General features: G+C 66.6%; 23 protein-coding genes. 4 read left to right on the top strand and 19 right to left on the bottom strand.

All coding sequences use genetic code 11. The annotated features are described in order from the left end of the window. Positions 1–6 precede the first annotated feature (6 nt). A complete protein-coding gene (gene disA / locus RIU96_RS00345; RefSeq protein ID WP_136648925.1) occupies positions 7–1,068 on the top strand; it encodes a DNA integrity scanning diadenylate cyclase DisA in 1,062 nt (353 codons plus the stop codon). Here disA and RIU96_RS00350 read toward each other — a convergent pair. Both RIU96_RS00350 and RIU96_RS00355 read right to left on the bottom strand, forming a co-directional pair. Then, positions 1,065–1,778 carry a hypothetical protein gene (locus tag RIU96_RS00350; protein WP_144689558.1) on the bottom strand — a complete coding sequence of 238 codons (714 nt, stop codon included), beginning with the start codon at positions 1,776–1,778 and terminating at the stop codon, positions 1,065–1,067. The genes disA and RIU96_RS00350 overlap by 4 nt on opposite strands. Continuing rightward, a complete protein-coding gene (locus RIU96_RS00355) occupies positions 1,775–2,410 on the bottom strand; it encodes a carbonic anhydrase (RefSeq protein ID WP_144689556.1) in 636 nt (211 codons plus the stop codon). Before RIU96_RS00355 ends, RIU96_RS00350 begins: the two co-directional genes overlap by 4 nt. On the opposite strand from RIU96_RS00355, the gene RIU96_RS00360 reads away from it, so the two are divergent. Beyond that, positions 2,409–3,296: an HhH-GPD family protein gene (locus tag RIU96_RS00360; protein WP_181730262.1), complete on the top strand. Its 888-nt coding sequence runs from the start codon at positions 2,409–2,411 to the stop codon at positions 3,294–3,296. The two genes, RIU96_RS00355 and RIU96_RS00360, sit on opposite strands and share 2 nt — an antisense overlap. Positions 3,297–3,309: 13 nt before the next feature. On the opposite strand, the gene RIU96_RS00365 is transcribed toward RIU96_RS00360, so the two are convergent. Further along, a complete protein-coding gene (locus RIU96_RS00365; RefSeq protein ID WP_006840589.1) occupies positions 3,310–3,480 on the bottom strand; it encodes a DUF4236 domain-containing protein in 171 nt (56 codons plus the stop codon). A gap of 39 nt (positions 3,481–3,519) precedes the next feature. Between RIU96_RS00365 and zupT the strand changes: the two genes are divergently transcribed. Beyond that, positions 3,520–4,332 carry a zinc transporter ZupT gene (zupT, locus tag RIU96_RS00370; RefSeq protein ID WP_311205027.1) on the top strand — a complete coding sequence of 271 codons (813 nt, stop codon included), beginning with the start codon at positions 3,520–3,522 and terminating at the stop codon, positions 4,330–4,332. 90 nt (positions 4,333–4,422) lie between these two features. Next, positions 4,423–5,778, top strand: coding sequence for a lipase family protein (locus RIU96_RS00375; protein ID WP_136648929.1), 1,356 nt, complete (start codon positions 4,423–4,425; stop codon positions 5,776–5,778). Here the strand turns inward: RIU96_RS00375 and RIU96_RS00380 are convergent. The 16 genes from RIU96_RS00380 to hpt form a co-directional block, all read right to left on the bottom strand. Next, on the bottom strand, positions 5,775–8,510 hold the full coding sequence (locus RIU96_RS00380; protein ID WP_259810001.1) for an ATP-dependent Clp protease ATP-binding subunit: 2,736 nt from the start codon (positions 8,508–8,510) through the stop codon (positions 5,775–5,777). The two genes, RIU96_RS00375 and RIU96_RS00380, sit on opposite strands and share 4 nt — an antisense overlap. Before the next feature lie 160 nt (positions 8,511–8,670). Beyond that, positions 8,671–10,368 carry a phosphoenolpyruvate--protein phosphotransferase gene (gene ptsP, locus RIU96_RS00385; protein ID WP_144317835.1) on the bottom strand — a complete coding sequence of 566 codons (1,698 nt, stop codon included), beginning with the start codon at positions 10,366–10,368 and terminating at the stop codon, positions 8,671–8,673. Further along, positions 10,365–11,228, bottom strand: coding sequence for a PRD domain-containing protein (locus tag RIU96_RS00390; protein ID WP_144317834.1), 864 nt, complete (start codon positions 11,226–11,228; stop codon positions 10,365–10,367). Before RIU96_RS00390 ends, ptsP begins: the two co-directional genes overlap by 4 nt. Positions 11,229–11,257: 29 nt before the next feature. Beyond that, on the bottom strand, positions 11,258–13,267 hold the full coding sequence (locus RIU96_RS00395; RefSeq protein WP_144317833.1) for a glucose PTS transporter subunit IIA: 2,010 nt from the start codon (positions 13,265–13,267) through the stop codon (positions 11,258–11,260). A gap of 686 nt (positions 13,268–13,953) precedes the next feature. Then, positions 13,954–14,430, bottom strand: coding sequence for an NINE protein (locus tag RIU96_RS00400; protein WP_259809994.1), 477 nt, complete (start codon positions 14,428–14,430; stop codon positions 13,954–13,956). 98 nt (positions 14,431–14,528) lie between these two features. After that, positions 14,529–16,091: a lysine--tRNA ligase gene (gene lysS, locus RIU96_RS00405; protein ID WP_259809992.1), complete on the bottom strand. Its 1,563-nt coding sequence runs from the start codon at positions 16,089–16,091 to the stop codon at positions 14,529–14,531. A 50-nt stretch (positions 16,092–16,141) separates the two neighbouring features. Beyond that, a complete protein-coding gene (locus tag RIU96_RS00410; protein WP_144689554.1) occupies positions 16,142–16,933 on the bottom strand; it encodes a pantoate--beta-alanine ligase in 792 nt (263 codons plus the stop codon). Beyond that, on the bottom strand, positions 16,934–17,641 hold the full coding sequence (locus RIU96_RS00415; RefSeq protein WP_144689552.1) for a 6PGD fold domain-containing protein: 708 nt from the start codon (positions 17,639–17,641) through the stop codon (positions 16,934–16,936). Then, entirely contained in the window at positions 17,642–18,610 is a 969-nt protein-coding gene (locus RIU96_RS00420) for a DUF6779 domain-containing protein (protein WP_259809990.1), read from the bottom strand. A 10-nt stretch (positions 18,611–18,620) separates the two neighbouring features. Then, positions 18,621–19,088 carry a DUF3180 domain-containing protein gene (locus RIU96_RS00425; protein ID WP_006840574.1) on the bottom strand — a complete coding sequence of 156 codons (468 nt, stop codon included), beginning with the start codon at positions 19,086–19,088 and terminating at the stop codon, positions 18,621–18,623. Continuing rightward, entirely contained in the window at positions 19,085–19,543 is a 459-nt protein-coding gene (gene folK / locus RIU96_RS00430) for a 2-amino-4-hydroxy-6-hydroxymethyldihydropteridine diphosphokinase (RefSeq protein WP_144689546.1), read from the bottom strand. Before folK ends, RIU96_RS00425 begins: the two co-directional genes overlap by 4 nt. 3 nt (positions 19,544–19,546) lie before the next feature. Next, positions 19,547–19,924 (bottom strand): dihydroneopterin aldolase, encoded by a 378-nt coding sequence (gene folB, locus RIU96_RS00435; protein ID WP_259809988.1) that lies wholly within the window; start codon positions 19,922–19,924, stop codon positions 19,547–19,549. Then, positions 19,917–20,768, bottom strand: coding sequence for a dihydropteroate synthase (folP, locus tag RIU96_RS00440; RefSeq protein ID WP_259809986.1), 852 nt, complete (start codon positions 20,766–20,768; stop codon positions 19,917–19,919). Before folP ends, folB begins: the two co-directional genes overlap by 8 nt. A 3-nt stretch (positions 20,769–20,771) precedes the next feature. Continuing rightward, the gene (folE, locus tag RIU96_RS00445) at positions 20,772–21,347 is read right to left on the bottom strand and encodes a GTP cyclohydrolase I FolE (RefSeq protein WP_136648943.1); all 576 of its coding nucleotides are present in this window, start codon (positions 21,345–21,347) and stop codon (positions 20,772–20,774) included. Beyond that, complete coding sequence (gene ftsH / locus RIU96_RS00450; RefSeq protein ID WP_259809975.1) at positions 21,337–23,754, bottom strand: ATP-dependent zinc metalloprotease FtsH; 2,418 nt, start codon at positions 23,752–23,754, stop codon at positions 21,337–21,339. Before ftsH ends, folE begins: the two co-directional genes overlap by 11 nt. A 14-nt stretch (positions 23,755–23,768) precedes the next feature. Further along, positions 23,769–24,413: a hypoxanthine phosphoribosyltransferase gene (gene hpt / locus RIU96_RS00455; RefSeq protein ID WP_083789542.1), complete on the bottom strand. Its 645-nt coding sequence runs from the start codon at positions 24,411–24,413 to the stop codon at positions 23,769–23,771. Between the last annotated feature and the right edge of the window lie 353 nt (positions 24,414–24,766).

A 24,766-nucleotide genomic window follows, 5' to 3' on the forward strand; every position in this document is an offset into this window, starting at 1 on the left:
GCCACCATGACCGACCCTTCCTCTGAACCGAAATCGCTGCGCAACACACTCGAGCTGCTCGCTCCAGGAACGGCGCTGCGCGACGGGCTCGAGCGCATCCAGCGCGGCCACACCGGCGGGTTGATCGTGCTCGGCGACGGGCCGGAGGTCACCCAGATCTGCGACGGCGGGATCGAGTTCGACGTCGCCTTCCAGCCGACGCTTCTGCGCGAGCTGAGCAAGATGGACGGGGCGGTGATCCTCTCCAGCGACGTTACGCGCATCGTGCGGGCCAACGTCCAGCTCGTCCCCTCGCCCTCGTACCCCACCGTGGAAACGGGGACCCGCCACCGCGCCGCCGAGCGCACCGCGCTGCAGACCGGCGTACCCACCGTGTCGGTATCGGCGTCGATGAACACGCTGACGCTTTACGCCAACGGCAAGCGCCACCTGCTCGACGAGCCAGCGGTGCTCACCGCCCGCGCCAACCAGGCGTTGTCGACCGTGGAGCGCTACCGCAGCAGGCTCGACCTAGCCGGCCAGCGCCTGTTCGTTGCCGAGATGAACCACTACGCCACGGTCGCCGACGTGCTCAACGTCCTGCAGCGCCAGATCATGCTGGCCCGCGCGGCAAACGACATGGATGAGGGCATCGTTGAATTGGGCGTCGATTCGCGACAGCTCGCCCTGCAGCTCACCGAGCTGCGCGGCAGCATCGAAGAGGACATTGAGATGCTCGTGCGCGACTACATCGCCTGCCCGACGGTGCCCTCCGACGAGCAGGTAGCCGCGGCGCTCGCCACGTTGGGTGAGCTGCCGGATTCCGAGCTGCTCAACACCGCCTCGCTAGCGCGCCCGCTGGGGCTGCCCGCCACCGAGGAAAACCTGATGCACGACGTCGTGCCGCGCGGCTACCGCGCGCTCTCACGCGTGCCGCGCGTGCAGCGCTTCCTCATGGACCACGTGGTCTCCGAGTTCGGTTCGCTGCCGGAGCTGCTCGGCGCGGAGCCCGAGCGGCTCGCGGACGCCGAGCACGTCTCTCCGCTGTGGGCGCGCCACATCTACGAGGGACTGCGGCGGCTGACCTAGCGGATGGTGAAGTCGGCCGGGTTCGACGCGGAATCGCCGACCACGGCGTGCAGGTAGTAGGCGCCCGGGGCCACCGGCTGGCGGTTCGTGCACTGGCCGGGCTTCGACCCGGTCGCCGACCAGCGGGCCTCGAACATGCGCGGCTCGCCCGGCTTGAAGGTCTCCTCGCCGGTAACAACGGGCGGGTAGCAGTCCACGTCCGACCAGACGCGCTGGTTGTCGCTCATGGTGTAGACCTCGAAGCGCAGCTGGTTGTCATCAAGGTTGATTACGCATTCAGCCTTGGTCGGGTTGTTGATCTTCATGTAGAACACCGGCTGGTCGCCAGCGGCGTAGCTCGGCTCGCTGGTCTGCGCCTCAATCTCGAGGTCGGCCAGCTCGCAGGTGCCCTTGCCCGCGGCGTTGACCGTCGGCGTGGCCGTGTCCGAAGTCGTGGTGGCCTCGGTGGTCGTCGTAGTGGACGCGGTGGTTTCCTCGTCGCTGGGGGCCGGGACCGTGGGCTCGGTGGTGATCTGCTCCGTCGGCGTTGCGGGCGCGGTGGATTCCGTCGCCTCACCAGCGTCGGAGCCCGAGCGGGCCCACGCAGTCAGCCCCCACACGAGCAGGGCTACGAGCACCAAGAGGATCACGAGCGCGGCTACGCGGCGACGCATGTAGATCTCTGGCGGGAGCGGCCTGCTGTCTGGGTTCTGGTGGGGCTGGTTGTTCACAATTGAGAACTGTAGCGCGCGAAATGCGTGGCGACGGTCTCGACGCGGCCATCCGCCAGGCTGTATCGCGCCGCGACAACCCCGATCGATCCGTCGGCCGTGCCGTCCTGAAGCGCGGGGATGCGATCGACGAGGTGCTGCGCCGTAATCCGGGCGTGCTCGCGCTCAATGTCGTTGCGGCCGGTTTTGCCATGGCCCTTCGACCAGATCACCGACGGCGCGATCTTTTCCACGAACACGCGCTGCAAGCCAAGGGGGATCTCGGCGTTTTCCACGGCGGTCAGCGCCGCGCCGATCGCGCCGCAGGCCTCGTGGGTGAGCACGATCACCAGCTTCACGCCGAGGCTGGTGACCGCGAAGTCGACGGAGCCCGACACGGCGGCATCCACGCAGCCGCCTGCGGTGCGGATGACAAACATGTCGCCGAGGCCGGCGTCGAAAAGCAGCTCGACGGGCACGCGCGAGTCGGAGCAGGCCAGCACGGCGGCGACGGGGGCCTGGCCTTCGCGCAGCTCGAGGCGGCGCTCGACGGTGCTGTTGGGGTGCTCGACGTTGTCGGTGGCAAACCGGTCGTTACCGGCGAGCATGTGCTCCCAGACGTCGGCGGGAGTGGCTGTAGTGGGCTCGGTCATGCCCACTATTGTGGCACTCATTGTGGACATGCAGACGAAAGTTATCGACTATTTTCGCGCCAACGCCCGCGACCTGCCGTGGCGCCGCGCCGGAACGAGCGCGTGGGGAGTGCTTCTCAGCGAGGTGATGAGCCACCAAACCCCGGTCGCGCGCGTCGCCCCGATCTGGCAGGAGTGGATCAGGCGCTGGCCCACCCTTGCCGACTTCGCTGCCGCCAGCGGCGACGAAGTGCTGCGCGCCTGGGGTTCGCTGGGGTACCCGCGCCGCGCGCTGAGGCTTCTCGATTGCGCGCGCACGATCGTCGCGGATCACGGCGGAGAGGTGCCGCGCGACGTCGATACGCTTCTGAGCCTGCCGGGAATTGGCGCGTACACCGCCCGGGCGGTGGCCTGCTTCGCCTATGGCGCCAACGTCGCGGTGGTGGACACGAACGTGCGCCGCGTCTACGCGCGCGCCGTCGAAGGCAGGTTTCTCGCGCAACCCCGCGCGGGCGAGATCGCCGATGTCGCGGCGCTACTGCCGGCGCAGGACGGGCCGGTGTTCTCCGCCGGGCTGATGGAGCTCGGCGCACTTGTGTGCACCGCGACGAACCCGGAGTGCGGATCTTGTCCCTTGGAAAGGCAGTGCGCGTGGGTCGCCGCCGGCAAGCCCGCGCCGAGCGAGGCGGAGCTCAAGCGCAGGAAAGTGCAAAAGTTCGCCGGCACAGACCGCCAGGTGCGCGGCAAAATCATGAAGGTGCTGCGCGAGGCGCCCGGGCCCGTTGCGCAGGAGCGTATCGACGTCGTGTGGCCGGACGCGGCGCAGCTCTCCCGCGCGCTGTTTTCGCTGCTTGACGACGGCCTGGCGACCCAGAACGCCGACGGCACATTCCGGCTGCCCAGTTAAAGGCGCGCCGGCTCTATTTCCACTTGCCGCGGAAGTTCAGCCCGCCGGGAAGATTCACCCACAGCCCGCCGCGGGAGTTGACGGTGATCGGGCCGACCTTCTTGGACACTGACCCGCCGGACTTGGACAGGTTCAGCCAGGAGTTGCGGCCGAGCTTCTTCTTCTTTCGGTAGTAGAGACCCATGGCGCAATCTTATCGGCACCCGCTCTAAACTGCGTTAGCGTGGACCACGCACTTACCTTTGATTCTCAGGCGGTGGCCGTTGCCTTCGCCATCACGCTTCTGGCCGGCGCGTCCACCGGATTCGGCGGACTGCTCGTTGCGTTGAAATCGAGCCCGTCGAATCGGTTCCTCGCTGGCTCGCTGGGGCTGTCCGCCGGCGTGATGGTATACATATCACTAGTCGAGCTTCTTCCGGGTGGCATCGACGATCTCACCGAGGTTTATGGCCACCGCGCCGGCCTCTATGGTGTGTTGGCGTTTTTCGCCGGCGTGGCCGTGATCGCTGTGATCGACCGGCTCGTGCCTGAATCCATTAACCCGCACGAGTTCCAGGATGGGGGCGGGCGCTACCAGGCGCGCTCGGCGATGAAGCGCGCGGGCCTGCTCACCGGTTTTGCGATCGCGATCCACAACTTCCCCGAGGGTTTTGCCACCTTTGTCACCGCGCTGGGCGACCCGAAGATTGCCCTGCCGATTGCGTTCGCGATCGCGGTGCACAACATCCCGGAGGGCATTGCCGTGGCGGTGCCGCTGCGTGAAGCGACGGGTAAGAAGTGGACTGCCGCCGGGTGGGCGACTCTGTCCGGCCTCGCCGAGCCGGTTGGCGCGCTCGTCGGTTTCGCGCTGCTCATGCCGTTTATGGGCCCGGCAACCTTGGGGCTCACGTTCGCCGCGGTGGCGGGCATCATGGTGTTCATCAGCTTTGACAAGCTCCTGCCCAGCGCTATCGCCACGGGCGAGCACCACCACTCGGTTTACGGGGTGATTGCGGGCATGGCGCTGATGGCGGCGAGCCTCGTCGCGCTGGCCTAGGCGTTAACCCACCCTAAAATTGGGTGTGCCCAATACTTTTCATCGCTATTATTTAGTTTTTGCATTGGAAAATTGGTAGGGTTTCCACACATGAAACATTTGCTCAAGCTAACTGCTGCCACAACATGCGCTGCGCTCGCGCTGACCACCGCGTCTGTAACCGCGTCGATCACCACCGCTAATGCCCAAAGCTCCGGGGAAGCCCAGAAGCTTGCCGACGGCGTCCACCACGCCGCCACGACCCCGGCCGACTCCTTTATCCACGGCTACGACCCCTTCTACGACGACCCCGTGGACAACCTCGGCACCCCGGGCACCCTGCTTCGCACCCAGCCCGCCCCGCACCTGCTCAACATCCTCGGCCCCGATTTCCCCGGCTACGCCGAAAAAATCCTCTACACCTCAACCACGGTCCACGGGGATCCCGTGGCCACCTCCGGCTTCGTCATCGAACCCGCCAACCCGTGGCAGGGCAACGGCCCCACCCCGACGGTGATCTTCGCCCCCGGCACCCGCGGCGCAGGCGACATGTGCGCACCTTCGCGCGGGCCGTGGCTGACCGCCCAACTGGATGCAGCCCAGCCGGCGCTCGGCGTCAACTACGAGCTTGTCTTCTACGAAGCCGCGGCACTGGCCGGAATGCGCGTCGTCGTGGTCGACTACATCGGCCTGGGCACCCCCGGCGCACACACCTACGTGCTCCACGACGAAGAGGGCCACGCCATGCTCGACGCCGCCCGCGCGGTGGTCCCCGCCGGCTCCCCGGTCGCCTTCTACGGGTACTCCCAGGGAGGCGGCGCGTCCGCCGCTGCCGCCGAACTGCAGCCGACCTACGCCCCGGAACTCAATGTCAAGGGCACCTTCGCCGGCGCGCCCCCGGCCGACCTGATGGAGGTGGTCAAGGGTGTCGATACCTCGACCATCACCTCGGTGCTCGGCTACGCCGCCAACGGCTACCTGGCGCGCTACCCCGAGCTCGGCGCGGTCCTGGACACCAAACTCAACGACCGTGGCTGGGAGTTTCTCAACGGCACCAAGGATTCCTGCATGGTTGACGACGCTCTGACCCGCCATTTCACGAGCACGAGCGACCTGACCTCCACGGGCGAGTCCCTCTACGAAATCGTGAACTCGCTGCCGCACATCAAGCAGCTCTTCGTGGACCAGAAGCTCGGCGAGACGGCCCCGACGTCCCCGATCATGGTGTCCACCGGCGGCAACGACGACCTCGTCCCCACCCCGCAGGTGGTCCAGCTCGCCCGCGATTACTGCGCGCTGGGGGTCACCACCACAATGTTCAACGAGAACATCCCGCCGCTGACCCCGGGCACCAAATTCGGTGTCAACCACGCCGCGGGCATCATCACACAGTCCCCCACCTCGTTTAGGTGGATTATGGACCGTTTCAACGGGGTCCCCGCCGGCTCGAACTGCGGGACCTTCTAGAGCGGCTGACCAGCCCCAGCCGGCGGCGGGGTCGCGCCGCCGTCATCCTCCGATCCCTCCGTCTCCGGCGGGACATCCGGCACTAGAGCATCGGCCTCGCCGTCTGTCGGGGAGATGTCGCGGACCTCGTCTTCGAGCTCCACATCGAAGGTTTCGGCTGGCAGTGGCTTCGGCCGCGGGGTGAAAGTGAAGGTAGCCTCTTCCGCAACCTTGCCGCGCTCGCGCTTGGCGGCTTCGACGTCGCCGTCCCAGTTTTCGACGTCGACGGTGATGATTTCTCCGGCGCCGATCTCGCCGTAGAGGATCTTCTCCGACAAGATGTCCTCGATCTCGCGCTGGATGGTGCGGCGCAGCGGGCGCGCACCGAGCACGGGATCGAAACCGCGCAGGGCCAACAGGTCCTTCGCCTTGTCGGTGACCTCGATGCCCATGTCCTGGGCGGCGAGGTTCTTGTCCACGCGGGCGATCATTAGCTCGACCATCTGGACGATCTCGTCTTGGGACAGCTGGCGGAAGACAACGACCTCGTCGATACGGTTGAGGAACTCGGGGCGGAAGTGCTTCTTCAGCTCGTCGTGGACCTTGTTCTTCATCCGGTCGTACTGCGCCTCCGAATCCGTGGCAGTGCTGCCGCTGAACCCGAGGCCGACAGCCTTGGAGATGTCGCTCGTGCCCAGGTTCGAGGTGAAGATCAGCACGGTGTTCTTGAAGTCCACGAGACGGCCCTGGCCGTCGGTGACGTGGCCTTCTTCGAGCACCTGCAGCAAGGTGTTGTAGATCTCCTTGTGCGCTTTTTCGATCTCGTCGAAAAGCACGACGCTAAACGGCTTGCGGCGGACCTTCTCGGTGAGCTGGCCACCCTCTTCGTAGCCGACGTATCCGGGAGGAGCACCGAACAGGCGCGAGGCGGTGAAGCGGTCGTGGAACTCGCCCATATCGACCTGGATCAGCGAATCGTCGTCGCCGAAGAGGAACTCGGCGAGCGCCTTGGACAGCTCGGTCTTACCCACACCGGACGGGCCGGCAAAGATGAACGAGCCAGACGGGCGCTTCGGGTCCTTCAGACCCGCGCGGGTACGACGGATGGAGCGCGAGACGGCGCGAACGGCCTCGTCCTGGCCGATGATGCGCTTGTGCAGCTCATCTTCCATGTTGAGCAGGCGCGAGGACTCGGACTCGGTGAGCTTGAACACGGGGATTCCGGTCCAGTTCGCCAGGACGTCGGCAATCTGCTCCTCGCCGACCTCGGCGATCTCCTCGAGGTCCCCGGAGCGCCACTGTTTTTCCTTCTCCCGGCGCTCCTCGCCGAGCTTGCGCTCGGTATCGCGCAGGCCGGCGGCCTTTTCGAAGTCCTGGGCGTCGATCGCGGCTTCCTTTTCCTTGCGCACCTCGGCGATACGCTCGTCGACCTCGCGCAGCCCCTCCGGCGCGGTCATGCGCTTGATGCGCATGCGGGCGCCGGCCTCGTCGAGCAGGTCAACGGCCTTATCCGGCAGGAAGCGGTCGTTGATGTAGCGGTCCGACAGGTTCGCAGCGGCGACGAGCGCGTCGTCGGTGTAGGAAACGCGGTGGTGCGCCTCGTAGCGGTCGCGCAGACCCTTGAGAATGGTCACGGTGTCTTCGACGGAAGGTTCGTCTACCTGGACGGGCTGGAAGCGGCGCTCGAGCGCTGCGTCCTTCTCGATGTGCTTGCGGTACTCGTCCAAAGTGGTCGCGCCGATGGTCTGGAGCTCGCCGCGAGCCAGTTTCGGCTTCAGCAGGCTGGCCGCGTCGATCGCGCCTTCGGCGGCACCCGCGCCGACGAGGGTGTGGATCTCGTCGATGAACAAGATGATGTCGCCGCGCTGGTTGATCTCCTTGAGCACCTTCTTCAGGCGCTCTTCGAAATCGCCGCGGTAACGCGAACCCGCCACCAGGGAGCCCAGGTCGAGCGAGTACACCTGCTTGTCCTTCAGTGTCTCGGGGACCTTTCCGTTGGCGATGTCGAGTGCGAGGCCCTCCACCACGGCGGTCTTGCCCACACCGGGCTCGCCGATGAGTACAGGGTTGTTCTTGGTGCGGCGCGAGAGCACCTGCATGATGCGCTCGATCTCCTTGTCGCGGCCGACAACCGGGTCGAGCTTGCCCTCGCGGGCGGCTGCGGTGAGGTTGCGGCCGAACTGGTCGAGCACGAGCGAGTTCGAGCGCTCGCCCTGGCCGCCGCGCTGCCCGCCGCCCCCGCCGAACGGGGCGGGGCCTGAGCCGGCGCCGGCGAGACCGCCCTGCTCGCCGCCCTCACCCTGGCTCTCGCCGCCTTCGTAGCCGGAGAGCAGCTGAATAACTTGCTGGCGCACGCGCGGCAGGTCGGCGCCTAGCTTGATCAGCACCTGCGCGGCAACGCCCTCGCCCTCGCGGATGAGGCCGAGCAGGAGGAACTCGGTGCCGATGTACTTGTGGCCCATCTGCAGACCTTCGCGCAGGGAGAGCTCAAGCACCTTCTTGGCGCGCGGCGTAAACGGAATGTAACCGGTCACGGGCTGGGTGCCGTGGCCGATGAGCTCCTCGACCTCGCGACGCACGTCCTCAAGGTTGATGCCCATGGACTCCAGCGCCTTGGCCGCGACGCCCTCGCCCTCCTTGATCAGGCCGAGCAGGATGTGCTCCGTGCCCATGTAATTGTGGTTCAGCGCGCGCGCTTCCTCCTGCGCCAGGACGATAACGCGGCGGGCTCGGTCGGTAAACCGCTCGAACATCAGGCAACCCCTTAAGAAAGTTATGTAAAAATAGTTGTCCTCCACCATAACGCGCGGGCGCGACAACCTTTCCCAACTTTCTGGAGTGCTTTCGTACAAAAGGAGCAAAAAGGCATGTCACAGCCCATGTTCGCCAGTAGCGAACATGGGCTGGTCACCGCTAGAGCAGGTCGCGCAACACCGGGTCAGCCAGAGCGAGCACGGCAGCGCGCGCATCGGCCGCGGTCGGAGCGTCCTCGGCGAAGTTCGCCATCTGGCGGCAGGTGTCGATGTCGTGGCTGCGCAACGCGGCGCGCACCGCGCCCACCCGCGACGGGGCCATCGACAGCGAGGTTACGCCGAGGCCAACCAACACGAGGGCGAGCAGCGGGTCACCGCCCGCCTCACCGCACACCCCGACGGGCTTGCCGGTGGCTTCCCCACCGCGGCACGTTGCGCGCACCATGGACAAGACGGCCGGTTGCCACGGATTCAAAAGGTGCGCGAGCTCACCTTCCATGCGGTCGGCGGCCATGGTGTACTGCGAAAGGTCGTTGGTGCCAATGGAGGCGAAATCCACCAGCGCGAGCAGGTGTTTGGCGCGCACAGCGGCCGCCGGGGTTTCCACCATCACGCCCACGCGGGGCAGTCCGTGAGCCCGGGTCTTCTCGGCGAACCACTGCGTTTCCTCCACCGTGGTCACCATCGGTGCCATCACCCACAGGTCCGCCTCCGGCACGAGTTTGTGCGCGGCGGCCAGGGCGCTTAGTTGGGCGTCGAGAAGATCTTCGCGCGCCTGCGACAGCCGCAGACCGCGCCGGCCGAGCGCGGGGTTGTCCTCGGGCCCGAGGTCGGCGAAGCTCAGCGGCTTGTCGGCGCCGGCATCGAGGGTGCGCACGACCACGCGGCGGGTGCCGAAAGAGCGCAACACCTCGGCGTACGTCGCGGTCTGCTCCTCGACGCTCGGGGCGGCCTCGCGGTCGAGGAAAAGAAACTCGGTACGGAACAATCCGGAGCCCTCGATGTCCGCCGCGGCGGTTTGTGCCGCGTCGGCGGCGGTGCCGATATTCGCCAGCAATTTCACCCGGTGCCCGTCGCGTGTCGCACCCTCACCGGAAGACCCCGCAAGCGCCGCAGCGCGGCGGCGCGAACGCTCCTCGAGCTCGGCGACGTCGTCGGGCGTGGGCGCGACGATGACCTCGCCGACGCCGCCGTCGATGGCTAGCTCTACCTCGCCTTCACCCGCAAGAAGGGCGTCAATTCCCTTGACCTGCACGGCTGCGGGGATGCCGAGCTGGGCAGCGAGGATCGCGGTGTGCGAGGTCGCTCCCCCGCCGGCGGTGACGATGCCGCGCACGAGCGCCGGGTCTAGGGTTGCGGTCTCGGCGGGGGCGAGGTCGTGGGCGACAAGCACGCTCGGCCGGCTCAGCGCCGGCACACCCGGTTCCGCCACCCCGCGCAGGCGCGCGATGGCGCGGTCACGAATGTCGTAGAGGTCGGTCACGCGCTCGGCCATGTAGCCGCCGAGCTTGCGCAGCTTCGCGGCGTAGACCTCGACCGCGTCGAAGATCGCCCGGGTGGGTCCGGAACCCTTCTGTAGTTGCCTGGCTACCCCCTTGATCAGGCCGCGGTCCGTGGCGAGGGCCGCGGTGGCCTCGAGCACGGCGGCTGAGGTCTCGGAGTTGGCAAGGCCCGCCCGCTCGCGCAGCGACGCCGCCACCTGCTCTAACACCTCGCGCACGCGCTCGCCGTCGGCTTCGGGGTCGACGCTGGGCGGCTCGGCCTCGTCAACGCCGGTGGGCGGGGTGACTACGGCGGCGGGGCCGGAAGCGGTTCCGGCGGACACGCCGATTCCGTGCAGTACTGATCGGTCAGTCATTGGCTCATCCTTTGGGTTTCTCCCAGCCTGACAATGTGCAGGCCGAGGTAGGCGATTTCATCTTCGGTAAGTGCGCAGTCGAAGCGCAGTTCCACAACGGTGGCGACCTGGCGGGCGCAGGCGACCTCGCGCGGGTAGGCGTCGAGAAGCTGGCGCGTCAGCGGTGATTGGCCGTGGTCGAGTTGGCGACCGTGGCTGAGCCTGACCAGGAGGTAGCGCACGTGTGTGATAAAGCGAGCCACGCTTATCGACGCCGTGTTCAACGTGATCGACAGCCCCGCCGCGACGATCTCGAGCATCTGCTGGATCACACCCGTCATTTGGTAGGTCTGGGCCAGATCCCCCGTGGAGAACCCGGCGTTGACGAGGTGCAAAGCCAGGGCCGTGGTCTCGGAGTCCGGCAGTTCGGTCGCCCCCGCCGCGCGCTGGCGCCGGTTGATCTCCGCAAGCAGCTCCACACCCATCTCGTACTCGCGCGGGTAAAGGTGCAGCACCTCGCTGCGCAGCGGGTAGTTGAGCTCCTCGCCCGAGGCGGCGCGGGCGGCGGCGAACTCGAGGTGATCAGAGATCGCGGTGACCAGCGTCAACCGGTTGCGGCTGTCCGCTGGTGCACCGACGGCCTCGAGGGCCGCGGCAACCTGGGCGACGCGCTCAGCCGGCAAACCGGCGAGCATCTGCGCCGAATGGTCCGGGTCGCGCCCCTCGGCGGGGACAAACACGCGGGTGACCGCGGCGGGGTCGAGCACATCTCCCTGCTTCTTGCCGAAGCCGATCCCACGGCCGGTGGCAACAACTTCCCCGCCGTGCTCACCGCTGCGGGCGAGCACGACGTTGTTGTTGAACACGCGCAATATCTGCATGCGTTGAAAGTGTAGCCGGGCCCGTGCTTCTACCTGGTTACTTCCAGCACGGGATCGCCCGCACCGACGGTGCCGTCGGCGACGTCGGCGACACCGGCCATGGCCTTGGTGTTGACCACCGTGGTGATCACCGTCGGGTCAAACCCCGCGGCCTTGACCGCGGCGAAATTGACCCGCGCCAGCTCGGTGCCCTCGGTGACCTCTTGCTTCTTGTCCACCAGCGGCTCAAAGCCCTCTCCCTTCATCTTGACCGTGTCGATCCCGATGTGGACGAGGATTTCGATGCCGTCGGCCGTCTTGATGCCGTAGGCGTGGCCGGTCTTGGCCACGGAGATCACCGTGCCGGCCACCGGGGAGACAACCGTGCCCTCGCCGGCCTCCGGGATAACCCCGACCGCCTGGCCGAGCGCGCCGGCGGAAAACGCGGGATCAGCAAGCGCCTCCATCGCGACGATTTCTCCGGCTGCGGGGGCGAGGACGCGCGTGGTTGCTGCGGGTTTTTCTGCGGCGGGTTCTTGGGCGGGCTCCTGTGCGGCGGGCGCTGGTTCAGCCGACTGCGCTGCGCCTTCTCGTGCGGCAGCCTTTTCCTCCGCGGTGCGGTAGTCGCTGATATAGATCAGCGCGAAGGAGGTGAAGAAGGCCACGGCGATGGCGATGATGTAAACCCACGCCGGGTTAAACACCGAGATGGTCAGAAGCGAGGTGAACACGAAGGCGTTGGTTTGCACGCCGGCGAACGGCGCGGACAGGATCGCGATGGTGACGCCGCCGACGAAGCAGCCGACGAGCATGCGCGGGTAGATGCGCTTGTAGCGCAGGTGGATGCCGTAGAGCGAGGGCTCCGAGATGCCGCCGAACAGGCCGGCCGCGAGCGCCGAACCGGAGGTCTGGCGCATCACGTTGTCCTTCTCCCGCATGGAGATGGCCAGCACAGCCGCGGTGGCGCCGAAGCAGGCGAAGTTCCACACGCCCATCGGGCCCTGGATGAAGTCGTAGCCCAGCGTCTGGATGTTGACCAGCATCAGCGCGTTGAGCGGCCAGTGCAGGCCGAGCGGGACAAGGAAGGGGTACAGCATTGGGATGGCGATGGCGAAAACGAACGGGGCGTTGGTGTTCAAGAACGCGAGTCCGGTGCCGATCCAGGCGCCGAGGGCGTAACCGAAGGGCCCGATCGCCAGGGCGGTCAGGGGGATCATCACCAGCAGGGTGAAAAACGGCACGAAGACCATGTGGACAGCAGAGGGAATGATCTTCTGCAGGCCCTTGTACACAACTGCTGCGATCGCCGCCATGATCAGCGGCACGAAGACGTTGCCGTTGTAGTCGGGCAGGTACATGGGCAGGCCGAATACATCCACGCGCGTGACCTCGCTGCCCAGCAGGGCGTTCTGGGTTGTCACGGCGTCCGGGTGATCCGCCAAGCCGGTGAAGTTCGGGGTGAACAACGCCAGCATCACGGCCGCCGGGACCCAGGGGTCGATCCCCAGCTTCTTGCCCGCGTTGTAGGCCACCATGACCGGCAGGAAGAAGAACACCGAGCTCCACATCGCGTCGACGAACTGCCAGCCCGGGCTCTTGACCTCGGCGCGGAAATCGACGAGGCCCAGCGCGTCCATCACCGCGGCGAACGCGATGACCAGCGATGCGCCCAACAGCACGCCGAGGATCGGGCGGAAGGAATCGGACAGGTACTCGAAGAACGCGTCGAGCCAGGGCAGCTTTCCCTGCGCCTTCGCGCGCTGCTGCGCCTTGACGGCGGAGTTGGAGCGCTCACGCATTTCCGGCAGGTTGTTCATGGCCGTGTACACGTTGGCGACGTCCCCGCCGACGATGACCTGGTAGTGGGAGCCTCCCTGGGGCACGGCGCCCATGACTTTCGGCACGGCCTCGAGGGCGGCCTTGTTGGCCAGGGAGGCGTCGTTAAGCTCAAAACGCAAACGGGTTGCGCAGTGGGTAAGCGTGGCAATGTTGTCGGCGCCGCCGACGCCGTCGAGGATGTCCTTCGCCTGCGCGCTCAGGCTGGACGTTGTGGTGGACACTGTTCACTTCCTTTCGAAATGCGAAAAGACCCGGAGACAACGCGAAACCGCGACCTCTCCAGGTCTTGCCCCGCCAGTTTCTGCGGCGGGTAACAACCCTTGGTTGGTGTTATCGGTGATGTTAGTAATAGAAAAACAAAATCGCAATACGCGTTTGCTTCTCGACGCCCCCTGGTCGGCGGTTGTGGGTCGGTGGAATGTCACGGTCGGGGGTTCCGAGGCACAAAACCCCAGGTTGCCGGGTACCGAAACGGCTTGACCGTGACATCTCGGGCGGTGGAATGTCACGGTCAAGGGGTTGCTCGGTGTAAAAGCCCAGGTCAGTTGTGGCGGTTCTGGGTTGACCGTGACATCTCGGGCGGTGGAATGTCACGGTCAACGGACGCCGTGGTGCAAAACCCCAGGTCGGCGCCGCCAGAAACGGCTTGACCGTGACATCTCAGCCGACGAAATGTCACGGTCAACGGGTTGCCCGGTGTAAAAGCCCAGGTCAGTTGTGGCGGTTCTGGGTTGACCGTGACATCTCGGGCGGTGGAATGTCACGGTCAACGGACGCCGTGGTGCAAAACCCCAGGTCGGCGCGGCCAGAAACGGCTTGACCGTGACATCTCAGCCGACGAAATGTCGCGGTCAAAGAATACCCAGGCGAAAACCCTAGGTCACCAGCGAAACCCAAAGGTCTCGGCCTAGTCCAGCGGCACTCCCCTGCCGTCGCGGTCGTATCCGCCGGCGCCGACGAGCACCAGGATCGTCTCGATCAGCGCCCAGAAACCAACCGCCGCCAGGATAACGAATCCGATCAGGATGATCGCCGTAATAAAGCCGACGAAGGTGAGTATCAGCTTGGCGATACCCCGCTTGTTCTGGTGCAGGTAGAAGTTACCAAAACCGAAGGATCCGAGGAAGAAAAACAGCAGCGCTGCCACGATCTTGCTCTTCGGGGCCACGGCGTACGGGGTCTGCGCGTAGGGCACCGGAGGGTACGCGCCCGGCTGCACGGGGTACTGCGGCTGCACGGTCACGAAAGGACCCGCCGCTGCGTACGGATCGTATGTTTGCGCGAACGGGTTGGACGGCTGCGCGCCGGCGGAACCCTTCCTGCGGATGGGCAGACCGTCGCGGTCGAATTCCTCATGGTTGGGGCCGGGGTAGATGGTGCTCACGAGATTTATCCTTTTGTACGAGTGTTATGAAAAGCCGTACGCAACCCTACCGCGTCGACAAGCGATGCGAGCCGTAAACCGGTTTTAATTTCGCAAACCTAATTAGTTTCAGGCTTGACCATGGGGAACAGCACCGTCTCCCGGATTCCCAGGCCGGTCAGGGCCATGAGCAGGCGGTCGACACCCATGCCGGTTCCGGCGGTCGGCGGCATCCCCTGCTCCATCGCGGCGAGGAAGTCCTCGTCGAGCACCATGGCTTCGTCGTCACCGTGCGCGGCAAGGCGCGCCTGGTCGACGAAGCGCTCGCGCTGGATCACCGGATCCACCAGTTCCGAATACCCGGTGGCCAGCTCGAAGCCGCGGATGTAGAGGTCCCACTTCTCGGTCACCCCGGGTTGCTCGCGGTGGTCGCGGGTCAAAGGCGAGGTCTCCACGGGGAAGTTGGTCACAAACGTCGGCTCGTAGAGCTGATCAGAGCACAACTCCTCCCAAATCTCCTCGACGAGCTTGCCGTGCAGCCAGCCCGCGTTGGCAGGCACCTTCAGCCCAATGGCCTCGGCGATCGCGGTCAGCTCCTCGACGCTGGAGTCGATGGTCACCTCCGGTTGGCCGGGGAACTTCCGGGCCAACGCCTCGTTGAGCGAAGGGTACATCTGAAGCACCTTCCACTCACCGGAGAAGTCGTAGACGGTGCCGTCGGCGAGCGTGACTTTCTGCGATCCGAAGACTTCTTCGGCGCAGAACTGCACGAGGCCCTTCATCATCTTCGCGCCATCGGCGTAGGTGCCCCACGCCTGGTAGGTCTCCAACATGGTGAACTCCGGCGAGTGCGAGGAATCGACGCCCTCGTTGCGGAAGTTGCGGTTGATTTCGAAGACGCGCTCGATGCCGCCGACGACGCAGCGCTTCAGGTACAGCTCGGGAGCGATGCGCAGGTAGAGGTCGATGTCGAGTGCATTGGAGCGGGTGACAAAGGGGCGCGCGGCCGCCCCGCCGTGCAGCGTCTGCAGCATCGGGGTCTCGACCTCGACGAAATCCAGGCCGGTGAGGTACTTGCGCACCGCCGCGATGACCTTGATGCGGGTCATCGCGTTCTCGCGCGCCGCGGAGCGCATGATCAGGTCCGTGTAGCGGTGGCGAACGCGCTGCTCCTCGTTCATCTCGGCGAACGCGACCGGCAGCGGGCGCAGCGCCTTCGACGCCATTTGCCACGACGACGCCATCACCGAAAGTTCGCCGCGTTTCGACGCGATCACGCGCCCAGTCACCGACACAATGTCGCCGAGGTCGACGTCGTCCTTCCAGCTAGCCAGCGCATCGGCGCCGACCTCGGCGAGCGAGAGCATGACCTGCAGCTGGGTGCCGTCGCCCTCCTGCAGGGACGCGAAGCACAGCTTACCGGTGTCGCGCTTGAACATGATGCGCCCGGCGACGGAGACCACATCGTCGGTTTCCTCGCCCGGGCCCAGGGCCGTCACGCCCTCCGGCGGGGTGTGTTCGTCGTCCTCGGCCACGACGACATAAGTTTCGCGGAGGTTTTTCAGAGACGTCGTGCGGTCGACCGAGACGGGGTAGGCGCCACGTCCGTCGTCGATAAGCTTCTGACGCTTTGCCCGCCGAAACTGCTGCTGCTCACTGATGTCCTGGCTCTGGTTAGTCACCTGCTCAAGGGTAGTCGGGGCGGCGCGGCGGGGCGAACTCGACCTCGCAGCTATCCCCCGATGTTTTTAAACCCCACACCAACAGGAACGCCGACGTTGTCAATCAGCCGGACCCCGCCCAGGGTGATCGCGCCGAGCAGGCGGGCGTCTCCCTGCGCGGGCGCCGGCCCAAAGCCCAGTGAGCGCAGCTGGAGGTAATCGGGCGAAACACCGGCCGCCTCAAGCACCCCGCGCGCGGTGGCGAGGACCTCGTCCGCGCCGCGCTCGGCGACGTGGGCCCCGGCGGTTAGCGCCGCCGACAGCGCCAGCGCCGCCTCGCGATCTACCTGCGCGAAACGATCGTTGCGCAGCGACATCGCCACGCCTGATGACGACCGCACGATCGGCACGCTGTGCAGCTTGACCTCCATGCGCAGCGCCGTCACCGCCCGCTGCAGCGCGACGAGCAGCTCGAAGTCCTTCTCCCCCAGCACGATGTCGGTCGCGTGCGTCGCACCCGCCGCGGCGATGACGCTGCCGACCGCCGCGCCGATCTCCCCGGCGTCCTCGAGGTGGTCGATGCCGGTGGATACGCACACGCCGCCGCCGAGGCAACCGTGAAACACCACGTCAACCTTCTCCGCGGCGAAGACCTCCGGGACCTTCTCACCGGTATAGGTCACCATCACCACCGCCCCGAGCAGCGAACGCGCCGCGCGGATGAGCTGCACGTGCCCGGCGTGGATCCCCTCGCCCAGCGGCACGACCACGACGGACTTGCCCACCTTGCGAAACGCCCTGCCGTAGGTGGCTAGCTGCGTCGGGTCCGTCACCACCACGGCCGCGCCTGGTTCGAAAGCCACTTACTTTCCTTCCTGATTCGTTGTAAACATCGACCACAGCTCGGTCTCGGCGTCGCCAAGCTGCTGCGCCGAGCGCCTCTGCAGCTCCACGAACAGCGCGGCCACGCCCGGGTCATCAATCGCCTGGCGCATCCGTTCCAGCTCCGCGGGGCTTAGCTTATCGACGCTCCCACGCGGCGCCATACTGTACTCGTGGCCGAACGCCTCCAACGACTCCACGGCAGAAGACAGCAGGTCGAAGGAGTCGGCGCGCAGCACACTTTCGTGCGCCTGGATGCGCAGTGCGGCGGCGGCGCGCATCCGCTGACTGTCCGCGATTGTGTGCGACATCCCGCCGATCTCCGCGATGAGCAGGCCGATCACCGTTTCCCCGAGCTCGTCGGCGGCCGATGTCACCCAATGGTTGGAAAACACGTTGTGCGCCGCCATGACGATCGCCCCGCGCGTCTCGACGGCGTCGAGAAGCTGCGCTCCCTGCGCAAGCGCCGTGTGGATGAACATCTGGCGCGGCCGGACGTAGGCGGCGAACGCGTCGGCGAGTTCCGCGATGCGCACGGTGTCGGACATATCGAGAAGCACCGCGTCGACATCCGCGACGCTGCCGGGGTTGCGCGCGTCAAGGCCGCGCACTGTGTGGCCCGCGCGAGCGAGCGCGCGCGAGAGTTCCGTTTCCGTGACAACCGCACCAATGGTGAGGCGTGGCGCCATCTATTCAGCGTTCCTTTCGGCCCGCGCCAGAAGCTCCGCCACGGTCAGCGAGCTGCGGCCGTGCTCGTCGCGGCGACGGCGGCCCCCGTGCGCCTCAGGCTTCGGTGCGGGTTCGGGTGCCGGTTTCGGTGCAGGCTTGGGCGCCGGTTGCGCTGGTTCTTCGAACCTCTCCGCCTGCCGCTCGCTGATGAGCTTCGACAGGGGATTGTGGGCGTCGTTGAGCGTCTCGCGGCGCTCGCCGACCCGGCCCGCGACCGCATCGAACGTCGGCGCTCCCACCGGGCGCGACGGCCCCGGCGCGGGTGTCGTGCGCTTGGCCGCCGGGGCCGATTCACGCACGCGCTGCAGTTTCGCGGTGTCATCGGTCGACGGGCCCGAGGCAGGCTTGGTGGCCACCGGCTCGGGCTCCACCGGCTCCGCGACCTCCGCTACCGGCTCGGGCTCCACCGGCTTGGGCTCGGGCTCCGGCGCCACTGGCTCCGGCTCCACCTTCGACGACCCGGCTGCTTCCTCCAGCTCGGCGATGCGCCGGGCCTGGGCGCGCAGCGCGGCGGGCTCGTATTCGAAGTACCGCCCGGACAGTTCCTCGAGTTGCGCGCGCAGCCGGGCGAGCTCGGCCTGAATCTCGCGCAGCACCTCGACATCGATGCTGCTTGCGGTGTCAGAACCGCTGCGCGCGCGCTCGAGCAGTACCCGGTCCGCCTCGCCGCGCGCCTGCGCGGCGTCGAGCTCGGCCTCGAAGCGTTCGGAACGGGCCACCAGTTCGCGCTGCGCCTGATCGCGGTCGCGGCGCAGCCGGGTTACTAGGATGATCCCGGCAACGGCCGCCCACAAAGCGAGGATGAGGGAAACTTTGAGGACGTTCGCCGAGTTGGTAAACAGCATCACCACGGTGCCCACGATGGCGAGTGCGAAGGGCACGACGATCCACAAAGTAGCGTTGTCGCGTTTCGTGTTCTCGGCATTCATGGTCATCACCTTAACCAACCGCCTCGCCCTGAGTAGGTGGCGACACCTCGCAGGCGCGCTCCAACACGACCCCGGCGACCGCCAGCGCGAGCCCCCCGAGGGTTCCCGACAGCGTGCCGGGCAGGTCCGCTTGGGCGGCCGCGAGCAGGTCGAGGCGCGGTGCGATGTAGACGAGCAGGCCCGCGAACGCCCCGGCGCACACGGCTCCGGCCCAGGCGCTGGCTTTGCCCAGCAGCATGAAGTTCGCCGCCATCATGGGGTTGAGCTGGGAGCGGTCCAGGCCCACGTTGCCTTCCTCGCGTCGCTTTTTCACCATGTAGGCCACAAACAGGCACACGGCGGCGACGATCCACAGCGGCATCGAGGCGCTCAGCCCGATGGTGCTCAGAGCCCCGTAGAACCTGCGCACGAGAATGAACACCGCCGCGGCCATGAACCCGGCGAGCGCCACGAGCGCGGGTATGGAGATCCTCGTCACAGCTTTCTCACCCCTTCCGCACCCAGCTTATCGACGATCCCCGCAACGCTTCGGTCCCCAAGATGGGCATCCGGGTCGATCTCTAGCCAGGGCACGAGCACGAAGGCGCGTTCGTGGGCGCGGGGGTGGGGCACGGTGAGCTCGGGATCACGTGAGGAGAAGCCGTCGATAAGCACGATATCCACATCCAACGTGCGCGGGCCCCAGCGCTTCTTACGGACGCGGCGCGCGCGCTGCTCGAGGCTCTGGCAGCGTCGCAGCAGCTCGCGGGGACTCTGCTCGACGTCGACGATGAGCACCTGGTTGAGGAAGTCGTCCTGCTCAACCCCGCCCCACGGCGCGGTGGCGTAGAGGGAGGACGCGGCGACGAGCTCGGCGGCGAACTCGTCGACGACACTGGCCAAGTGCGCGCGGGAATCCTCCATGTTGGAGCCGGTCGAGAGCACAGCGCGCATGGCTTAGGCCTTGAGGTTCTTCCGGGAGCGGCGCGCGACGACGGCGACGTCGCCGAAAAGCAGCGGGATCGGCGCGTGCGGCTTGTGTACCGTGACCTCGACCGCGTGCAGGGCCTCAAACGAGCGCAGCGCGGCGTCGGCGATCTCGGAGGCGACGGTTTCAATCAACTGGCGCGGCGCGCCCGCGGCGATGTCGTGCGCGAGCTGAGCCAGTTCGGCGTAGTTGACGGTGAGGTTCAGATCATCTCCCGCCGCGGCGTCGGCGAAGTCGAGCCAGCACACGATGTCCAGGCTAAACCCCTGGCCGTGGCGCGTTTCGTGCTCGAGCACGCCGTGGTGGGCGTGGACGCGCAGGCCTTTGAGCTCGATGCGGTCAGCCACGGGAAGCCCCGTTCCAGGCGGCGGCGACATCGACGGCGTCGCGCGAGGCGGCGACCTCGTGCACGCGCACGCACCACGCGCCCATCTGCGCGGCGATCGCGGTCACGGCGGCCGTGGCGGGATCGGCGTCTTCGGGGCCGTGTTCCAGGCCGCGCTCGGCGCGGATCGCGGTGAGAAAGCGCTTGCGCGACGCCCCGACCAGCACCGGGTAGGGCCCCGCGATGAACTCCGGAAGCGTTGCGAGCAGGCGCCAGTTCTCCTCTGCGGTCTTGGCGAAGCCCAGGCCGGGGTCGACGACAATCTGGTCGCGCTTGACGCCGGCGGCGAGCGCACTGTCGATGCACTGGTTGAGCAGCGCGTGCACGTCGCCTGTGACGTCGCCGCCGTGGTCGGAGGCACCCGCTGCGTCGCCGAAGACGTCGGTGCGCCAGTGCATCAGGCAGACGGGCAGATTCGCCTCCGCCATCACGTGGTACATCTCCGGGTCGGCGAGGCCGGCGGAGACGTCGTTGATCATGTCCACCCCGGCGGCCGCGGCGACGCGCGCCGTCGAGGCGCGCATCGTGTCCACGGAGGTGCGAATCCCCTCGGCGTGCAGGTGCTCGATGACGGGGCGCACGCGCTCGGCTTCTACCTCGGCCGGCACCCGGACCGCACCGGGGCGCGTCGACTCCGCCCCGACATCGATGATGTCCGCACCGCGGGCGACGAGCGTGCGGGCGTGATCCAGCGCGCTGTCGAAGTCGAGCCAGCGCCCGCCGTCGGAAAAGGAGTCGGACGTGACGTTCACAATGCCCATCACGAGTGCACGGCCGGGCACCGTCAGCTCCTGCACGGTGGTCATGAGCTACCTCCTGATCAAACTGAGCACCTCGGCGCGTGAGGCTGCGTTGTGTTGGAAGCCGCCGCGCACCGCGGAGGTCGTGGTCACCGCGCCCGGTTTGCGGATGCCGCGCATGGCCATGCACAGGTGCTCGCACTCGATGACGACGATGACAGCCTGCGCGTCGAGCTTATCCACCAGCGCGTCGGCGATCTGTCCGGTGAGGCGTTCCTGAACCTGCGGGCGCTTGGCGTAGAGGTCCGCCAGGCGCGCCAGCTTCGACAGCCCGGTGACCTTGCCGTCCGGGCCGGGGATGTAGCCGATGTGGGCCGTGCCGAAGAAGGGCACGAGGTGGTGTTCGCACGTGGAGTAGATCGGGATGTCGCGCACCAGGACGAGCTCCTGGTGGTTTTCCGCGAACGTCTTTTCCAGCACGTCGGTCGGCTCCGAGTGCAGGCCCGCGAAGACCTCCTCGTAGGCGCGGGCCACGCGCGCCGGGGTTTCGGCCAGGCCCTCGCGGTCGGGGTCCTCGCCGACGGCGATTAACAGCTCGCGCACCGCGGCCTCGGCGCGATCACGATCAAAAGCCCTAGCGCTCATTGTCGTCCCTCACCCTGGGGATCTCCGTCGTCTCTGCGCTACCCGGGCTGTCTGGCTTAGCGACGTCCGCCGCATCGCGCTTCGGGGTCTCCTCCGGCGCCTCGTGGCGCGCAGACTCCGTCGTCTTTTCCGTGTCGGTCCAGGGGTGGTCCGGCTGCTCGTTCTCCGGCAGCTTGAAGCCGATCGGGGTGTCCGGCTGCGCGTAGTTCCGCATACCCGGGTGCTCGTTGGTCACCGTGGGCTGTGGCACGGGCTGGGCCTGCGGCTCAGGCTGTGCGTGGCGGCCCGCACCCGGATAGGTCCAGTTCGGCGGCGGTGTCGGACCGCCGTAGCGCGGCTGCTCCACCACACGCTCGTCACCCGGACGCCACTTCGTCGAACCGGTCTTGTCGTTCTTCTTCTCCGCCTCACGCTCGGCCATGCGGCGCTTGCGCGCGTTGCGCGACATCTCCAGCAGGGAGACCTTCGCCGGCGGCTCCTCGCCGCGCTCCTTGGCCAGCTCCACCGGGGTTTTCACCGGCTCACGGCCGGCCTGGGCGACAAAGCGCTCGTCGACAACCGGCAGGCCCGATTCGCGCGGCTCGATGCCGTCGAAAATCGCCTCCAAGTCCGGGCGGCGCAACGTCTCCTTCTCCAGCAACTTCGTCGCCAGGGTATCGAGGTAGTCGCGGTTGTCGGCGAGGATGGAGTAGGCGCGCTGGTGGGCGACGTCGATAAGCTCGTGCACCTCGCGGTCGATGGTCTCCGCGACCGCGGGCGAGTACTCGGCCTTGTTGCCCGCACCGTACATGGAGAAAGGATCGCCCTGCTCGGTTCCGTACTTGACGGCGCCGAGCACGCTGGACATGCCGTACTCAGTGACCATTGCGCGGGCGATCCTTGTCGCCTGCTCAATGTCCGAGCTCGCACCCGTGGTGGGCTCGCCGAAGACGAGCTCCTCGGCGGCGCGGCCGCCCATGGCGAAGACAAGGCGTGCGAACAGCTCGTCGCGGTTGTACATGCCCTTGTCGTCTTCCTGCGCGGTCATGGCGTGCCCGCCGGTGCGGCCGCGCGCGAGGATGGTGACCTTGTAGACCCGCTCGATGTCTTTGAGCGCCCACGCGCTGAGCGTGTGCCCGCCCTCGTGGTAGGCGGTGACTTTCTTTTCCTTCTCGGAGATGATCTTCGAGCTGCGCCGCGGCCCGCCGATCACGCGGTCGGTCGCCTCCTCAAGCGCGTCGGCGGTGATTACGTTGCCGCCGATGCGCGCGGTGAGAAGCGCCGCCTCGTTGAGCACGTTGGCCAGATCCGCGCCGCTCATGCCGGCGGTGCGCTTAGCCAGCGCGTCCAGGTCAGCGTCGGGGCCGAGCGGCTTGTCCTTGGCGTGGACCTTGAGAATCTGCTGGCGCCCGGCCAGGTCCGGGTTGGTCACCGGGATCTGGCGGTCGAAACGTCCCGGGCGCAACAGCGCTGGGTCGAGGATGTCGGGGCGGTTCGTCGCCGCGATGAGGATAATGCCCTCGCGGGGGCCGAAACCGTCCATCTCCACGAGCAGCTGGTTGAGCGTCTGCTCGCGCTCGTCGTGGCCGCCGCCGGTGCCAGAGCCGCGCTGGCGGCCAACGGCGTCGATCTCGTCGACGAAGATGATGCACGGGGCGTTCTCGCGGGCTTGCTTAAACAGGTCGCGCACGCGCGAGGCGCCGACACCGACGAACATTTCCACGAAGTCGGAACCCGAGATGGAGTAAAACGGCACCCCGGCCTCGCCGGCCACGGCGCGGGCGAGCAGGGTCTTACCGGTGCCGGGAGGGCCGTAGAGCAGCACGCCGCGCGGGATCTTCGCGCCGAGCTGCTCGTAAATCTCCGCGTCCTGCAAAAAGTCCACGACCTCTTGAAGCTCGTCGACCGCCTCGTCGGCGCCGGCGACGTCGGCGAACGTGTTCGTCGGGTTGTCCTTGGTCAGCTGCTTTGCCCGCGAGCCGCCGATGCCGAACATGCCGCCACCGGCCTGCATGCGGTACATCAAGTAGAACAGTAAGCCGAAGATCAGAATCATCGGCAGCATGAAACCGAGCATGGACAGCAGGAATGAGTCCTGCGTGACGTTGGTTTCAAAACTGTCCGCGCCCGAGGAACGCACCGCGTTGAAAATCTCCGGCGAAGTTCGCGCTGGGTACTGCGCCATGACGCTTTCCACGCCCTCGCGCTCGTCGACGGTGATCGGTTCGCGCAGGTCGATGCGCACGCGCTGCTCGCGGTCGTCGATCTGGACCTCTTGGGCGTTGTTGTTTTGCAACTGCTCCAGGGCCACGGAGGTGTCCACCGTTTGGTAGCTGCGGGTTTCATCGCCGATCAGCGTGAACAAGTAGAGCACGATTAGGGCGGTGGCGCCGAAGATGCCCCACCGCAGTACTTTGTTGTTGTCCATGTATTCCTGTTGTCTTAGATTTCGACGGATTCGGGCCCGGTGGCACGCCCCGGGGTGGGCTGCTCACCATTGTCGACGTCCGAATAAACGCGCGGGTGCAACGTGCCCACGAACGGCAGGTCGCGGTAGCGTTCCGCATAGTCTAGGCCGTAGCCGACGACGAACTCGTTCGGGATATCGAAACCGATATCGAGCAAGTCCACCTTGGCAGTCTGCACCTCAGGCTTACGCAGCAAAGTGATCACGTTCAACGACTTCGGGCCGCGGCCATTGAGGTTCTTCATCAGCCAGGACAGCGTCAAGCCGGAGTCGATGATGTCCTCGACGATGAGCACGTCGCGCCCGGCAATGTCCTTGTCCAAGTCTTTGAGGATGCGCACCACGCCCGAGCTGGTTGTCGACGAGCCGTAGGACGACACCGCCATGAACTCCAGCTGGCACGGAATGGAGAGCCGCCGCGCGAAGTCGGTGAGGAAGAACACCGCGCCCTTGAGCACGCACACCAGGATCAGGTCGTCGTCGGCGTCGCGGTACTTCTCTGAGACCAAGTCGGCCAGCTCCTGCACGCGGGCGCCCAGCTGATCCTCAGAGATGAGGATCGATTCAACATCATCACCGTAGGGATGTGCCGGGACGTTAGCGTCCAAGGTATCGTGCATCTCAGTCATGGGTGCCCTTTCTCAGCCCGAGGCGTAACTCCCTCATCTTGCCATTGACCAAGCCCGTTGGACAACCGCACCCCGGTGGCTGGTGCCCGGGATTCTTGTGTGTCGGAGTGTTAGGGGGTAAAACTGCAGGTTGCGGTGCCGGTGGGCACGTTGACTGTGACATTGTGCTGGGTGAGATGTCACGGTCAGGATGTTTGTGGGGGCAAAACTGCAGGTCGCGCTGCCGGTGGAGGCGTTGACGGTGACATTGTGCTGGGTGAGATGTCACGGTCAAGGTGCAGCCGAGTGCAAAACCGCAGGTCGCGATCGCCCAACAAACGCTGACCGTGACATTGTGCTGGGTG

Source organism: Corynebacterium sp. Z-1, assembly GCF_031844665.1.
In the GTDB taxonomy this organism is placed as follows: Bacteria; Actinomycetota; Actinomycetes; order Mycobacteriales; family Mycobacteriaceae; genus Corynebacterium; species Corynebacterium sanguinis.